The organism is Lactococcus sp. LG1267 (assembly GCF_017309545.1).
GTDB lineage: Bacteria > Bacillota > Bacilli > Lactobacillales > Streptococcaceae > Lactococcus > Lactococcus petauri.
The window spans coordinates 988,846-1,003,963 of record NZ_CP071295.1; the positions used below are offsets into that span (position 1 = coordinate 988,846).

At 39.0% G+C, this 15,118-nt stretch carries 15 protein-coding genes; 8 read left to right on the top strand and 7 right to left on the bottom strand.

What is annotated here, in order from left to right; genetic code table 11:
• Positions 1–22 precede the first annotated feature (22 nt).
• The 3 genes from J0J33_RS04915 to J0J33_RS04925 all read right to left on the bottom strand — a co-directional run bounded on the left by J0J33_RS04915 (position 23) and on the right by J0J33_RS04925 (position 2,302).
• Positions 23–826 (bottom strand): mannose/fructose/sorbose family PTS transporter subunit IIC, encoded by an 804-nt coding sequence (locus J0J33_RS04915; protein ID WP_003134975.1) that lies wholly within the window; start codon positions 824–826, stop codon positions 23–25.
• Positions 827–856: 30 nt separating this feature from the next.
• Positions 857–1,846 (bottom strand): mannose/fructose/sorbose PTS transporter subunit IIB, encoded by a 990-nt coding sequence (locus tag J0J33_RS04920; RefSeq protein WP_017368923.1) that lies wholly within the window; start codon positions 1,844–1,846, stop codon positions 857–859.
• 252 nt (positions 1,847–2,098) lie between these two features.
• The gene (locus J0J33_RS04925; RefSeq protein WP_019293077.1) at positions 2,099–2,302 is read right to left on the bottom strand and encodes a ferredoxin; all 204 of its coding nucleotides are present in this window, start codon (positions 2,300–2,302) and stop codon (positions 2,099–2,101) included.
• A gap of 45 nt (positions 2,303–2,347) precedes the next feature.
• Between J0J33_RS04925 and J0J33_RS04930 the strand changes: the two genes are divergently transcribed.
• From J0J33_RS04930 to J0J33_RS04945, 4 genes are all read left to right on the top strand, one after another.
• A complete protein-coding gene (locus J0J33_RS04930) occupies positions 2,348–2,857 on the top strand; it encodes an SAG1386/EF1546 family surface-associated protein (protein WP_004258888.1) in 510 nt (169 codons plus the stop codon).
• A gap of 29 nt (positions 2,858–2,886) precedes the next feature.
• Positions 2,887–3,549 carry a (d)CMP kinase gene (gene cmk, locus J0J33_RS04935; RefSeq protein ID WP_019293076.1) on the top strand — a complete coding sequence of 221 codons (663 nt, stop codon included), beginning with the start codon at positions 2,887–2,889 and terminating at the stop codon, positions 3,547–3,549.
• Between the two features lie 73 nt (positions 3,550–3,622).
• The gene (locus J0J33_RS04940; RefSeq protein ID WP_040086551.1) at positions 3,623–4,147 is read left to right on the top strand and encodes a GNAT family N-acetyltransferase; all 525 of its coding nucleotides are present in this window, start codon (positions 3,623–3,625) and stop codon (positions 4,145–4,147) included.
• Between the two features lie 125 nt (positions 4,148–4,272).
• Positions 4,273–5,319 carry a VanZ family protein gene (locus J0J33_RS04945; RefSeq protein WP_206888345.1) on the top strand — a complete coding sequence of 349 codons (1,047 nt, stop codon included), beginning with the start codon at positions 4,273–4,275 and terminating at the stop codon, positions 5,317–5,319.
• A 52-nt stretch (positions 5,320–5,371) separates the two neighbouring features.
• Here the strand turns inward: J0J33_RS04945 and J0J33_RS04950 are convergent, their stop codons facing one another.
• Positions 5,372–5,641, bottom strand: coding sequence for a bacteriocin immunity protein (locus J0J33_RS04950; RefSeq protein ID WP_019293073.1), 270 nt, complete (start codon positions 5,639–5,641; stop codon positions 5,372–5,374).
• A 59-nt stretch (positions 5,642–5,700) separates the two neighbouring features.
• Here J0J33_RS04950 and msrA point away from each other — a divergent pair, with 59 nt between their 5' ends.
• A complete protein-coding gene (gene msrA / locus J0J33_RS04955; RefSeq protein WP_206888346.1) occupies positions 5,701–6,231 on the top strand; it encodes a peptide-methionine (S)-S-oxide reductase MsrA in 531 nt (176 codons plus the stop codon).
• A gap of 77 nt (positions 6,232–6,308) precedes the next feature.
• The gene (locus J0J33_RS04960; protein ID WP_086582237.1) at positions 6,309–7,679 is read left to right on the top strand and encodes an LCP family protein; all 1,371 of its coding nucleotides are present in this window, start codon (positions 6,309–6,311) and stop codon (positions 7,677–7,679) included.
• Between the two features lie 40 nt (positions 7,680–7,719).
• On the opposite strand, the gene J0J33_RS04965 is transcribed toward J0J33_RS04960, so the two are convergent.
• The 3 genes from J0J33_RS04965 to J0J33_RS04975 all read right to left on the bottom strand — a co-directional run bounded on the left by J0J33_RS04965 (position 7,720) and on the right by J0J33_RS04975 (position 11,232).
• Positions 7,720–8,574 (bottom strand): sugar ABC transporter permease, encoded by an 855-nt coding sequence (locus J0J33_RS04965; RefSeq protein ID WP_004258862.1) that lies wholly within the window; start codon positions 8,572–8,574, stop codon positions 7,720–7,722.
• A 1-nt stretch (position 8,575) separates the two neighbouring features.
• On the bottom strand, positions 8,576–9,925 hold the full coding sequence (locus J0J33_RS04970; RefSeq protein ID WP_195916756.1) for a carbohydrate ABC transporter permease: 1,350 nt from the start codon (positions 9,923–9,925) through the stop codon (positions 8,576–8,578).
• A gap of 71 nt (positions 9,926–9,996) precedes the next feature.
• Positions 9,997–11,232: an extracellular solute-binding protein gene (locus J0J33_RS04975; protein ID WP_019293810.1), complete on the bottom strand. Its 1,236-nt coding sequence runs from the start codon at positions 11,230–11,232 to the stop codon at positions 9,997–9,999.
• A 253-nt stretch (positions 11,233–11,485) separates the two neighbouring features.
• Here J0J33_RS04975 and J0J33_RS04980 point away from each other — a divergent pair, with 253 nt between their 5' ends.
• Both J0J33_RS04980 and J0J33_RS04985 read left to right on the top strand, forming a co-directional pair.
• Entirely contained in the window at positions 11,486–13,240 is a 1,755-nt protein-coding gene (locus J0J33_RS04980; RefSeq protein ID WP_206888348.1) for a glycoside hydrolase family 13 protein, read from the top strand.
• Positions 13,241–13,492: 252 nt separating this feature from the next.
• Positions 13,493–15,100 carry an alpha-glucosidase gene (locus tag J0J33_RS04985; protein ID WP_206921821.1) on the top strand — a complete coding sequence of 536 codons (1,608 nt, stop codon included), beginning with the start codon at positions 13,493–13,495 and terminating at the stop codon, positions 15,098–15,100.
• Positions 15,101–15,118: the final 18 nt, after the last annotated feature.

The following is a 15,118-nucleotide window of genomic DNA, read 5'->3' on the forward strand; positions in this document are numbered from 1 at the left end:
TTTTATAAAATCTCCTTCCTAATTAATAATCGTTGAGAATATCGCCGATTGGGTCACCACTTGAAGAAGCAGTTCCACCGTTACCAGCAGTATTAGAAAGATTGAGGTAGATAAGAGCGATAACAACACCAAGGATACCCATACCAATCAAAGTGATTGAAGAAAGTGGTGCGAGTACAAATCCGAGGAAGAAGAATGGCCATAGCTCTTTAGTTGCCATGAGGTTGATAACCATTGCGTAACCAACAACAACAACCATACCACCACCAACAGCAAGACCCTTAGAAACCCAATCAGGAATTGAGTTCAAGGCAGCAGTTACTGTTTCAGCAGGGATAGCAAGGATGATTGCAGCAGGGATAGCAATACGCAAACCTTGAAGAAGGAGTGCGAACATGTGCCAACCAGCAACACCTGAGTAAGAACCTTTTTCAGCAGCAGCATCAGCTAAGTGAACGATACCAACTGAAAGGAAACGAACCAATGTAGTAAGTACGAGACCAGCAGTTGCCAACAAGATAGCAGCAGGTACGATAACACCAGTGATGTGTGTCAAGTCAAAGTTACCACCTTGAACCATCAAGATAGCAGAAGCGACAGAAGCAAGTGCAGCGTCAGGTGCGACAGCGGCACCAACGTTAGCCCAACCAAGGGCGATCATTTGCAATGAACCACCCAAGATGATCCCTGCAGCCATGTGACCAGTAGCGATACCGATCAATGAGCAGGCGATAATTGGTTGGTGAAATTGCCATTGGTCCAAGATACCTTCAAGTCCAGCTAAGAACGCGAAGATAAGAACTAAAATGATTGAAATAATACTCATTTTATAAATTTCTCCTAATAATATTTAATTTTACTTAACGTCTGCTTTGTTAATCAAAGCAAACAAGTCAGATTTAGAATCGTTAGGGACTTTACGAACGTCAAATTTAACGCCGAGATCACGTAACTTTTCAAAAGCGGCAACATCATCTTTGTTTACAGACAATACTGAGTTAAGCATTGTTTTACCTGTACTGTGTGCCATAGAACCCACGTTAAGTGTTTCTACAGGTACGCCACCTTCAATAGCAGCAAGTGCGTCTTGAGGAGTTTCAAACAAGAGAAGGGCTTTAGTTTCACCAAAACGTGGATCTTTAGCAACTTCAATCATTTTCTTGATAGGGACAACGTTGGCTTTAACACCTGGAGGTGCAGCTTGTGTGATAAGTGTTTTACGCATCTCATCTTTGGCAACAGCGTCAGAAACAACGATGATACGGTTTGCTTTTGAATCTGGAGTCCAAGCAGTAGCAACTTGACCGTGGAGAAGACGTGAGTCAATACGTGCAAGATTAATTTTAATCTTACCATCACCAACAACAGTACCTTCTGGGATAGCGGCAGCGTTTACGCCAGCTTCAGCTGGTGTAGCGCTTTCTTCAGCAGGATTAAGCTCTTCTGGCAATGCTTTGATACCAGCTTTAGCTTCCTTAATAATGTTTGCAGCAACTTGTTCAACACCAGCAGAAGCATCCATCATACGTTCTGTGTAGGCTTGAATAAGCATTGGCAAGTTGAGGCCTGTGATGATAGCTACCTTGCGTTCTGGATTGGCACCCATAACAGCACTTGCTTGGTTAAATGGAGAACCGCTCCACAAGTCAGCAAGGACAAGGACTTCATCTTCAGCATCAAATGTTGCGATAGCGGCTTCGATTTTGGCGCGTAAGTCGTCTGGTCCTTCGTTAGGCATGAAAGTAACAGCTTGTACTTTCTCTTGCTCACCGAAGATCATTGAACCAGATTGCTTGATGCCCGCAGCGAATTCACCGTGGCTCGCAATAACAATTCCGATACTCAATTGAGTAACCTCCTTATAAGTTTTTATATAATATAATTATTACTGTCCTAGTATACTACAAATTGAAAACATTTGCAAAAATTTGTGAAACTGGTTTCATAAATCTGATTTTTTAATTTAACTGACGAAAATAAAAACAACTTGTCAATCAAAAACAAGCTGTATATATAATGAAAATACCTAATTAAAAATCACGAAATAGTTAGATAAAGAAGTAATTTTATGGTAAAATAAATATCAGAGTTTAAGGTTTTAAGATTTGGTAATCTTTATCGCAGCTGTTGGGCAAGCCTTGGCTGCACTTATTATTTTATCATCAGAAAAATATTCTTTTTCCAGTTTATCGGAATTATTAAATTTAACGATACCGTTATCATGGTAATCGAAGACATCTGGAGCATGTAAATAACAAAGGCCACATGCAATACAATTTTCTGGTATTATGTTTACTTTCATACAATGATGATAATATAAAAAAATAAAAAAGGAAAGGAAAAAGATGTGGCAGAAAAAGAACCGTGGGATAAAGAAATCTATAAGGCCATGAAAGCAGATTCCGAAAAAAGTCGTTCGGGCAGCAAGCCAAGAAAAAAACACAATAACAAGTCATTAACTTCACGTGCTTTAACCTTTACTGTCGTGACGATGTTTTTACTGGTTGGTTTCATGATTGCCTTTATTCTTTGGAATAATCAAACGCAACATAGCGGTGGATTTGCTCAGGAAAATCCAGAAAAAACTGTAGAGCAAACCACGGAGCAACAAACAGAACAGACTACTGAAGAAGTGAAACCAGAAGAAAGTACTGTAGCTCCACCGCCAACCACTGAAGAATCTTCCACTGAAGAGGGTGGAACTTATGTTATTGTAGCTGGAGACGATCCAAGTAAGATATCAGCGAAGACAGGCGTTGCATGGTCTGTAATTGCCAGCCTTAATAATATCTCAGCAACAGGATACAATGCCGATGGTTCACCAATATCACCTGGGCAAGTATTAAAATTAAAATAATAAAAAGTATTCATATATAGGAAAGAAACATGATAAAGTTACAAATTGCTGTTGATGGTCCCGCCTCAAGCGGAAAATCAACTGTCGCTAAAATCGTTGCACAAAATCTTGGGATTATCTATTTAGATACAGGTGCGATGTACCGTGCTGCAACTTTGGTTGCCCTCCAAAACAAAACGGAGGATCCTCAAAAAATTATTGATGTGATCAAGAAAAAACCAATTTTCTTTAAAAATACGGCTGATGGACAACTTGTATTTTTAGGAACAGAGGATATTACTAAGATTATTCGTACAAACGAAGTAACACAGAATGTTTCAAAAATCTCTGCTTTAGCTCCAGTACGGGAATTTTTAGTTGCTGAGCAACAGCGCATTGCTGACGAAGGTGGCATTATCATGGATGGACGTGATATTGGTACGGTTGTCCTACCTCATGCAGATTTGAAGATTTTCCTCGTGGCTTCTGTGGATGAACGAGCAGAGCGTCGTTATAAAGAAAATTTACAAAAAAATATTCCTACTGATTTGGAAAAACTCAAAGTGGAAATCGCCGAACGTGATCGTAAGGATAGTACACGAGCAGTTTCCCCTCTAAAACAAGCAGAGGATGCAATTTTACTAGACAGTACAGGAAAAACGATTGATCAAGTGGCAGGTTTCATCGAAGAAAAAGCACGAGAACTCTTGTAATCAATCAATTTTTAAAGGAACAAACGGAGTAAAGGTATTCCGTTTGTTTTTCTATAAATAAAGGAGGTCAACTTTGGAAATAAGAAGTATTGGGCGAAAAGACTATAGAGAAGTTGAGCAGTTAATTCGTCAATCATTTAGCAGGTCCGAACATGGTTATGGTAATGAAGCAGAGCTCGTGGAAAAGATTCGGACAGATTGTAGCTATGTCGATGGTTTAGAAGTTGTCGCCGCTGAAGGAGAAAAAATTATTGGTTATGGTTTACTAAGTGAAGTCGAGATTATCAACGATAAAGAAAGTTTTACAGGGCTGGTTCTTGCGCCATTAGCTGTTTTACCTTCTTGGCAAGGTAAAAAAGTGGGAGAAAATTTGCTGAAAGAGTTGGAAAAGCGTGCCGTTCAACAAGATTTCCCTTTTATAAGTATTCTGGGGCATCCCCAATATTATTCTCGTTTTGGTTATGTATCTGCTGAAAAATATAAGGTTACGGCACCATTTGACGTTCCAGCAGAAGCTTTTATGATTCGTCCTTTACAACCCAATGCACTAAAAAATATTTCGGGATGTATCAAATATGCGCAAGCCTTTGATGTATAAACAGGGTGTGAGCAGCAGTAATAATATCAACTTCCACTTGATTTAAGCTATTTCTTTAAACTGGCTCACAATCTCCATTTATAAATTTTGTTATAATAAAGATAAAATTTTAAAAAAGGATTTCTATGCTTACTTATCTCCATGCTATTCAAATAGGTGTATTGCTCTTCTTTGTTTTTTTCTTGCTGAGCCTTATTCCTTATATGATTGTTCAATATCGTAAATATGGACGTGTTAACCCTTGGCGGTTTATTGTCAATTTTTCTTTTGTCCTTTATATAGTTTGTGCTTATGCGATGACTATTTTTCCTTTGCCTGATGTGGCACAGGTTGCACAGATGACAGGTCCTAAGCAAAATCTTGTTCCCTTTGAATTTGTACGTCAGTTCATCGCTTACAACCCGCTGGTACTTAACGAGCCTTCTACATGGCTAATGGCTTTGAAAGCGCCAAGTTTCATCCAACCTTTTTTTAATCTTCTTTTGACGTTGCCATTTGGGATATATTTGCGTTACCTCTTTAAGCGTAATTTTTCGCAAACCTTAATATGGAGTTTCATGCTCACCTTATCGTTTGAACTTTTACAGCGTTCGGCTCTTTTTGGTCTTTATCCTCGTCCTTATCGTCTTTTTGATGTTGATGATTTAATGATTAATACGCTAGGAAGTTTGCTTGGTTTTGGGATTGCTTGCCTACTTGTTAAGGTTTTACCAGATTTGGATGCCAAACAAGCCATTCCTGCTCAGATTGGGATGATACGTCGAAGTATTGCCTTTGGCGTAGATTTTGTTTTAGCAAATATTATTGCAAACATTGTACCTCATTTCTATATAGCAATGCTTATTACATTTGTGGGGATTCCAGTCATTTTTGGTGTCACTTTTGGCCAAAAACTTCTTAAGATAAGGATAGAAGGAAGTCGTTGGAAGATTTTAAGTCGACAACTCTTATCTTTCGTTAATTTTGGGATGATTGGTCTCTTGTCTTATTTCTTACAACGTTCAGGCTATATTCCACAAAAAGAATTGGGACAAAATTTCTTAATGGTACTCCTTTCTTTCATTCTTCTTCTGTTACCTCTATTAGATATTCTCTTTGCCACACTTTCCCGTACACGAAAGTTGTGGTATGAACGCTTGAGTCAAACAGAGTTAAGTGCAAAAGAAATTTGAAATAAAAAAACGTTAGTAGGTCTAACGTTTTTTTTACTAAAAAGATGATTATTTATAAACGATGCCCGACACCGCGGCCAAATAAACCCGAAGTGGATATTTTGTTATAAAATTCGGTTGTCATAGGCGTTAAATTATAGCGAAGAGCTAGTGGACGTAATTGAGCCTCTAATTGGGTTAAGGCTTCTTCAAGATTACCCTGACTTTCAATGCGATTTTTAGCTTCTAATATTAAAGCACGTTCCCACTCACGAATATGTTTACTCAAGATTAAATTATACATTTCGTTCAATATTTCAGTCTGATTTAACGGTTTTTTCATAGTTAAATTATAGCATGCAAGCCTTTTCATTGTGCTATAATGTGCTTGGAGGAAGAGCTATGAGTAAAGAAATTGCAATTTTTGCGGGTGGATGTTTTTGGTGTATGGTTGAACCTTTTGAAACTCGTCCAGGTATACTGTCTGTTACCGGGGGGCATGTCGATGACCCGACATATGATGAGGTATCGGGTAAATATACGGGACACGCTGAAGCTGTGGAGATAATTTTTGAAAATACCGTTATTTCTTACGAGACCTTGCTGGGAATTTACTGGAGTCTTATTGATCCGACGGATGGAGAAGGTCAATTTTACGATCGAGGCAGTAATTATAGACCAGTTATCTACGTTGAGAATGATGAGCAACGTCAAACTGCTGAGAAAAGCAAGCAGGAATTGTCGGAGTCGGGGCTTTGGGATAAACCAATCATAGTCCCTATAGAAAATGCGCAAACATTTTGGCCAGCTGAAGATTATCACCAAGATTTTTATAAAAAGAACCCTAAAAGATATAAACAGATGCACAAGGCACGTGAACAGTTTCTGAAAGTTAAACGCTTCAGAAATAAATTTTTTGGCAAAAAAGCTTAAGAAAAGGATCTGTATTTTGCTGAGAATTATGAAAGGCTTTTATCAAAAATAAAAAATCATGATATAATAGACAGATAATGAAAGATAATAAACAAAAACGTTTTGAATACTTAAGAGCAAATAAAGCTTACTTAAGTGAACGCGAAAAGCAAGAATATTATGAACTAGTAGAAGAAATAGAAGGGTGGCAGGCCCTTGAAGAAGAATATGCGGCTGACATAGAAGAAGAGCGCGCACAGTCTGAAAGTTCTTCTTCTGAGAGACGGAGTAGATCCAGCCGTTCTTTAGATTCAGCACCAGCGCCCTTTTTATCCAAACGTGGGAAAAAGAAAGATAACCGTCGTGCGGAAGAGAGCATTGATGATGAAAGGCCTGAGGAAGCAGCAAGTAAAAAGCCAAGGAAAAAGAAAAGTTGGATAAAACGGATTTTCTTTATCTTAATCGCCTTGATTTTGATTATGATTGGTTTCTTCATTTATGGTTATCAGCGTGGGATTAGTCGAGAAGGTGGCGCGATCAAAGCCGAACAATTCAATGGTGCTGCCAATGCGGATGGCTCAGTCAATATCCTTCTCTTAGGTGCTGATCAACGACCAGGACAAAGCTCAGGAGTGGCCCATTCAGACAGTATTATGGTTTTGAATATTGGCAAAAGCGGCAAAATGCAATTGGTGAGCTTTATGCGTGATACTTTGGTCAACATTCCAGGAGTTGGTGATGCAAGCCAAGGACCTAACATGAAGCTTAATGCAGCCTTCACGATTGGTGAGCAAAATGAGAATCAAGGTGTTGAACTTGTGCGTCAAACTTTGCAACAAAATTTTGGTATAAATGCCAAATATTACGCTGTGGTTGATTTCTCAAGTTTTGCAACAGTGATTGACTCAATGTTCCCTGGTGGAGTAAAGATTGATGCCAAATTCGCCACAATTAATGGTCAAAAGTTTGATGAAGTCCCTGTACCGGATGATTTAGCAGAAACTGAAGGGATGGCTAAAAACGATAAGGAACTGAGTGCAGAAGAAGCCGCGGCCTTGGGCTATCCTGATGGTGGTGGAATCTTTATGATGATTAAGCAAGGCCCACAACGAATGGATGGACGTACACTTTTGAACTATGCACGTTTCCGCCACGATGATCAAGGAGACTTTGGACGTGTGCAACGTCAACAACAAGTGATGCAAACTCTCACATCGAAAGTTAAAAATCCGTTGACACTCTTTACTGGTGCAAGTGCCTTGGGTACAGCTCGAGCTGTTACAATGACTAATCTTTCTAACACATTCCTGATCACAAAAGCTTTACCGGCAATGTTTGGCGGTATAGAAAACACAACCATCCCATCCGACAATGATTGGCAATCTGCCTATGATATGTACGGAGGTTCAGGTATCCTCATTGATATGGACAAGTATAGTGCAAAAGCACAAGAACTTTTAGGACAATAAAAAAAGCATTCAACTATAGGTTGAGTGCTTTTTTAGTTTGTTATCCTTTATCTGCACCAGCAGTGATTCCTTTAACATAGAATTTTTGCATAACAATGAAGAGAATAGTGATAGGAATGGCGATAATCACACATCCTGCAACAAATTGGGTAAAGTTTGTTGCAGAGGAACCTCTGGAGTTGGTCATCATGTTTTGCAAGCCATAGGCAATGGTCCGTGATTTAGGATCGCCACCACCTAAGATGACACTCGCAAAGAGGAAATCAAGCCAAGGTGCAATAAAAGCAGTTAGGGATGTGTAAACAATCATTGGTTTTGACAAAGGCAAGGTAATTTTGGTGAAAATTTGCCATTTGGTTGCACCGTCAATCACAGCGGCTTCATCAATTGATGCAGGGATTGTATCAAGGAAACCTTTAAAGATATAGAAGCCTAAACCAGAGCCACCTATATAAATCAAAGTCAGTCCCACTAAGTTGGTCATATTGAATGATTTGAGGATGTAATAAAGAGCAATCATCGCCATGATACCTGGGAACATTCCAATGATAAGTGCTAACTGTAAGAATGGTTTGCGCAATTTGAAGCGTAAACGTGACAATACATAAGACATAACAGTAGTAATCAGCGTGTTAACAACTGCACAGATAACAGCGATGACAAAAGTATTAAGGAGCCAATGTCCGTAAGGATAAACCGGGTTATTGAAAATACCAGTAAAATTATCCAGGGTCCACTGCTGGGGAATGAATGTCGAAACAAAACCAGTGTTATTTTTAGAAAAGCTGGTAAGGATAATCCATACAATTGGGAAAATCCAGATGATTGCAAGTAAGGTCAAGAGCAAGTATCTGAGTACTAATGAAGCTTGACGTTGGCGTTTATATGATTTCATTTTAGCCCTCCTTAAAAGCATTTGTACGGCGGTAAGCAAACAATGAAGCTGTAGCTGAGATGATAAAGATAACGATACCAATAGCTGAAGCGATGTTATAACTTGGAATCGACTTCATGGTTAAGCTATAAAGCCAGGTAATTAATAAGTCAGTGGAACCCGCTTGGAAGTATTCGGCGTTCAGTGGTCCACCACCAGTCAAAAGGAAAATAACGTTGAAATTGTTAATATTCCCGATAAATTGTTGAATCAAGGCAGGGGTCATAACGAACAAAATTTGAGGGAAGGTAATAGAGCGGAAAATATCAAAACTGTTGGCACCATCAATTTTAGCTGCTTCAATCTGATCTGATGGCAAGTTTTGGATAATCGCTGTTGAAATTAACATAGAGACAGGAATACCAATCCACATGTTAACTCCGATAACAGAAAACTTCGCTAACAAAGGATCCATTAAAAATGGAATAGGATGATCAATAAGACCGATACTTTGGAGCCAACTGTTGAGCGGCCCATTGTTGTCTAGGAACATATTCATCATTAAGAGTGAAACAAAAGAAGGAACAGCCATAACGATAACAAAGAGTGTCCGCCAGAAAGCTTTAAATTTAATTCCAGATGATTCAATCAAAAGAGCAAGTAAAACACCAAAGAAGAAAGTTGTCGCTGTTGCAGCTACAGCCCAAACGAGAGTCCAGCCTAAGACAGGGAAGAAAGTTCCAGCGATGTTACCGGTCAGAATCTCACCAAATGAAGCGAACCCCGTCCAAGAAAATCCAATAGGATGATCTTGATTAAAATTGGTAAAAGCAATGGTAATCATGAAAAGCAAAGGAGCAATCGTGAAAACTAAAATGCCGAGTAAGGGAATCGCCATCAGTGTGTAATGGAGGCGACTGTCTAAGAGTGTAGCCAAATCCTCCATAGTCGTAGGGATATGTTCTCCGTCACGATTCAAGACATAGAGATGACGTGTGGAACGAAGGCTTGTGATATAGATGACTGCAACCATTGCAATGAGCACTAAGGACATGACACCAAAAAGGAGGATGAGCATGGAGTTGTCAGGTTGTTGAGTGACATAAATTTGTCGAGCTTCATCAAAAACGACTTGCTTAGTCTTGACATGTCCAAGGCTACTCAAAAGACTGATGGAGCTAATGCCATTGAAGATGAGCCAGAAAAGGAAGACAATTTCGATAATGAGGAAGCTAAGGCCCTTGAGCCATTGTTTATTTTTTAGTTGCGCTAAACCCATGATAAAGAAGCTGAGTTTTGTGAAAATATCACCTTCATGCCACACCTCTTTGTATGTTGCTTCAGGAGATGGTTTAATTTTCTTTTTAAACATATATTTTACCCTTTTGTATATAAAAAATAAGAGGATTAGGATGAGCCCAATCCCCTTAAGTTAATCAAAAATTATTCAGTAGCTGATGAGATTGATTTTACGAAATTATCAAGTTGTGCTTGGTATTGTGTAGCCGGAGTCTTACCTGTGTAGGCATTCTCAATAAGTGGGGCAGCCAAGTTCCAGAATGTTGCCATTTGTGGCATCTTAGGCATCAATGTATCGTTTTCTACTTGTTTGATAACTGCAAGAGCTACGGGATCTTTTGCAACTTCAGAATCTTTTTGGGCTTCTTTTGAAACTGGAATTGCATTATTAGCTTTATAGAGTGCTAATTGTGATTCAGTATTTGATAGATACTGAGCTAAAGCAGAAGCAGCAACAGGATCTTCTGATTGTGAATTCACAGCCAGTGTACCGACACCGGAGAAGGCTTGCATTTGTTTAGATCCTGATCCAAAATCAGCAGTTGGTAAGGTTGTTGCACCAAAGTTGTCGCCAAGGATTTCCTTCACTGTGCTACCGTCCCATGGGCCATCGAGGATTGCTTGTGTTTTACCAGATTTGAGGTCGGCCAGAAGGGCTGTACCTGACTGTTTAACACCAGGATTTGCTTTTTGTTGCGCAAACCAAGTCATAGCTTGAACGCCAGCTTTAGTATTTGCATCTGTACCGTCAACCGTTTCACCATCTTTACCGAAGAGCTGTGTTCCATTAGCTAGGAATACAGGATACCAGTTGTAGGAGTTTGTAAAATCTGTTCCAATTGGTGTTTCTGCTGTAAAGTCAGCCCAATCTTTTGGAGCTTCACTAAATTTTGCCTTGTTGTAGTAAACAATATTTGACTGTTCATCTTGTGGATAAGCGTAGAGTTTACCTTTCCAAGAGACAGCATCAACAGCGATAGAAATATCATTTGATTTCACCCAATCTGTTGCTGAAGGTGAAAGAGGATTGATGTAGCCCGCTTCAGCCATGGCCCCCAACTGGTCGTTGGGCACTTTAAAGACATCTGCGGCTTGTCCGGGGTCTTTACTCACATCTTGTTTTGCATTTGCAGAACCATTTGGAGACTGTGTGACTGTAACTTTAATGTTTGGATATTCTTTGTTGAAGTTTTTAATTAAATCTTTATAAGAAGCAACATTTGCTGGATCGACCCAGAGAGTAACGGCTCCTTTATGGTCTTTAGCATCTGAAGATGAAGAAGTTGTGCTTTCACTACCCTTACTATTCCCACAAGCAGCGAGGCTAGCAAGAGCAATCAGAGAAACGCTACTCAGAGCGATTTTTTTCCATGTGTTCATAAAATATTTCCTCCTAATGAAAATAATTATTCTAATTTGTAATTCTATTTTATGCAAACGCTTCCGTTTTGTCAAGTGCAAACTTATTACAATTTGATTACTGTATGTGTTGGTATATACATGTTATAGCTGCATATAATAGAAAGTTTTACAATAGTTTTTATTTTCGATAAAAAAATATACTGCAAACGGTTGCGCAAAAGATGAGCTTATGCTAAAATGAAAAAAACAAGAAAAAAAGAGGTATTTATTCATGAATAAAGCAGCCATTTATCACCGTCCAGAATCAGAATTTGCTTATCTCTATACAGAGGAAACAATTCATATCCGTTTACGTGTTGCACGTGACGACATTCAAAGTGTTGCATTGATCTATGGTGACCCTTATATGTTTGTAAAACGCGATGATGAATCAGAAATGGTTTGGGATTATCAAGAAGTAGAAATGAAACATGGTTTATCCACAGCAGAAAGTGATTTCTATGTGACAGAGGTCGGCGTTCCACATAAGCGTATGGACTACTTGTTCGTGATTACGGATTACGATGGGGAAAAGGTTGTCTATAGCGACTCTGGTATTCTTCCTTACGAAGCAAAATTACTCAAAAAAAAATATGCAGCATTTCGTATGCCTTTCTTCCACGAGGTAGATCGTTTTAAGGCTCCTGAATGGGTTAAAAATACAGTTTGGTATCAAATATTCCCAGAACGCTTTGCTAATGGAAATCCAGCCATTAATCCAGTTAGAGTGAAAGAATGGGATCCAACTGAATCTCCCAATCGTCAAGACTTGTATGGCGGCGATCTCCAAGGAGTAATTGATCATTTGGATCATCTGACAGACTTAGGCGTAAATGGCATTTACTTTACTCCTGTTTTCCAAGCCTATTCTAACCATAAGTATGATACGGAAGATTATTTGAAAATTGATCAGTATTTTGGTGATTTAGAAGTTTTCAAAACATTAGTGAAAGAGGCACACCAACGAGGGATTAAAGTAATGCTTGATGCTGTCTTTAATCATATCGGTGATACTAGCCCGCAGTGGCAAGACGTTCTCAAGCATCAAGAAAATTCAAAATATGCAGATTGGTTCCATGTTAACGAATGGCCAGCAACCTACACACCAACCGAGGATTTTGAAGTTTCTGAAACAGCAACTTACGATACATTTGCTTTTACACCACATATGCCGAAACTAAATACTGCTAATCCAGAAGTTCAAGAGTATTTGCTCAATATTGCAGAATACTGGATTAAGGAATGTGATATTGATGCGTGGCGTTTAGATGTAGCAGACGAGGTCGATCATGCCTTCTGGAAGAAATTCCGTACAACATGTGATGCAGCGAAAGAAGATTTCTATATCTTAGGAGAAGTTTGGCACTCAGCACAACCTTGGCTCGTTGGCGATGAATTTTCAGCAGTTATGAACTATGCTTATACCAATGCAATCATTGATACTTTTGTGAAAGAAGATCTAAGTTTGGAACAAATGGTTTCGGCAATTAATGCGCAGCTTATGCTTTATCGTCAACAGACGAATCAAGTTATGTTTAACATCTTGGATTCACATGATACACCACGTCTTTTAACACAAGCCAAAGGAAGTAAAGACTTAGTCAAACAAGTTCAAGCCTTTATGTACCTCCAACCCGGTGTTCCATGTATCTATTACGGTGACGAATATGGGCTAGATGGTGGCGCTGATCCAGATTGCCGCAAATGCATGCCTTGGACTGAAGAACATCAAGACTTAGAAATGTTTGCTTTCTTCAAAGCCTTGGTAGCTTTCCGTAGAGACTACGCAGAGACACTTAGTCAATCTGATTTAGAATGGCAGAGTGTTGATGACACTCAAGGAGTGGTGAAACTGGAACGTGGCGCACTTAAGGCAGTCTTTAACAAAGGTGAACAGCCAGTTAGTGTTGAAGAGGGAGAAATAGTCTTGGCCCATTTGGCTGAAGACAATCATGTTCAGAAAAACGGATTTATAATCTATAAATAGTAGAAATTAAACAAGAGATAGAGATGAAACGTTAGCTCATTCTTCTAAAAGATAACTTTGCCCAGATATTGCTTCTTATATGGAAAAATTTTGACATAATAGAGAAAAAGCCCCTCGGTTTCGAGTGAGTGGTTGCAGAGACACCTAGAGTAAAATATTTAAGCAGAATTATAGACAAATGTCTTTCTGACTCTATTTATTGTTTGCGAAGGACTGGCTTTAATTTCAAGAGAGATAATCAAAATGAAAAAAATGAAAAAAGACGATTTTGCGAATTGGACAGGTTACCAGATTTATCCCAAGTCTTTTAAAGACAGTAATGGTGATGGTATGGGGGATTTACAGGGAATTATCGAAAAGCTGCCTTACTTGAAAGATTTGGGGATAGATTTTATTTGGCTTAACCCCATTTACACAAGTCCACAAGTCGATGGCGGCTACGATATAGCTGATTTTTATAGTATTGATGCTCGCTTTGGTAGCTTGGAAGACTTAAAAGAACTTCTGCAAAAAGCGCATGATAACGGCTTGAAAGTGATTATGGATTTGGTTGTGAATCATACTTCCGATCAGCATCCTTGGTTTATTGAAAGTCAAAAATCAAAGGATAATCCCTATCGAGATTACTATCACTGGGCAGATGCAACACCCGAAAAAATGCCGAATGATTGGCAATCTTTCTTTGGTGGCTCTACTTGGACTTATGATGAGCAGACGCAACAAGCTTATTTTCATGTCTTTGCGAAAGAACAGCCTGACTTGAACTGGAAGAATCCCCAAGTGCGTCAGGAAATCTATACGATGATTAAATGGTGGTTGGAATTAGGTATAGATGGTTTTCGTTTGGATGCGATTTCTCATATTCAAAAGGAAGACTGGTCTTTTAATATCAAGTCTCTAAGAGGGAATGACCCTTGGCAGCCTTTTATGAATGTGTCAGGTATTGAAAATTATATGGCTGATTTAAAAGAAATATTTGACCAATATGATGCTTTAACAGTTGGGGAAGCTTCAGGTGTGACTTCAACTGAGGCGCCTGATTGGACGGATGCAAGGTTTGGCTACCTTAAGATGATTTTTGAATTGGAACACAATGTACGTCAGAAGAATTACGCAGGACGTGGCTGGATGTATGGTTACAAAAAGACAATTATACGTTGGCAAAAGGATATGCTTGCACGAGGTTGGAATGCACTTTATTTAGAAAATCATGACCAACCACGAGCAATCAGTTGTTTTGGTGATGGCAGCATCGCGTCGGCTAAAGCTTTAGCCGTATCTTATATGCTTCTTCGAGGGACTCCATTTATCTATCAGGGACAAGAAATTGGAATGAGTAATTTTCCTTTTACAGATATCACCCAGACAGATGCAACTGAAATCAAGCAGGCTTATGAAGCGTTAATTTTTCAGGGGATGACTAAAAGTGAAGCTTTGGATACAGTGATGGCAAACAGCAGAGATCACTCTCGTACACCAATGCAATGGGACACGAGCCCAAACGCAGGATTTACCAGTGGCAAACCTTGGATGCCTATTCATCCAGATTATAAGGAAGTAAACACAGAAAAATCACAGGAGCTTATAGAGCTTTATAAAGTCTTAATTCATCTTCGCCATGAGGAAGAAGACATTGCGCGTGGGTCAATAAAGTTTTGGTTTGAGCAACATCTGACAGCCTTTGTTTACGAACGTGACTCATTTTTGATTATTACGAATTTAGGTACTAAAAAAGCACATCTGGACTTTAACCAAGTAGAAATAGAAGATTACCAGCATATTTTAGGAAGCCGCCCAAGAAAGTTGGAAAAGAAGATGACTTTCCTTCCTTGGGAATATCAAGTGTTTAAGAAAAAGTAAGAAAAGAAAAAGATAGGA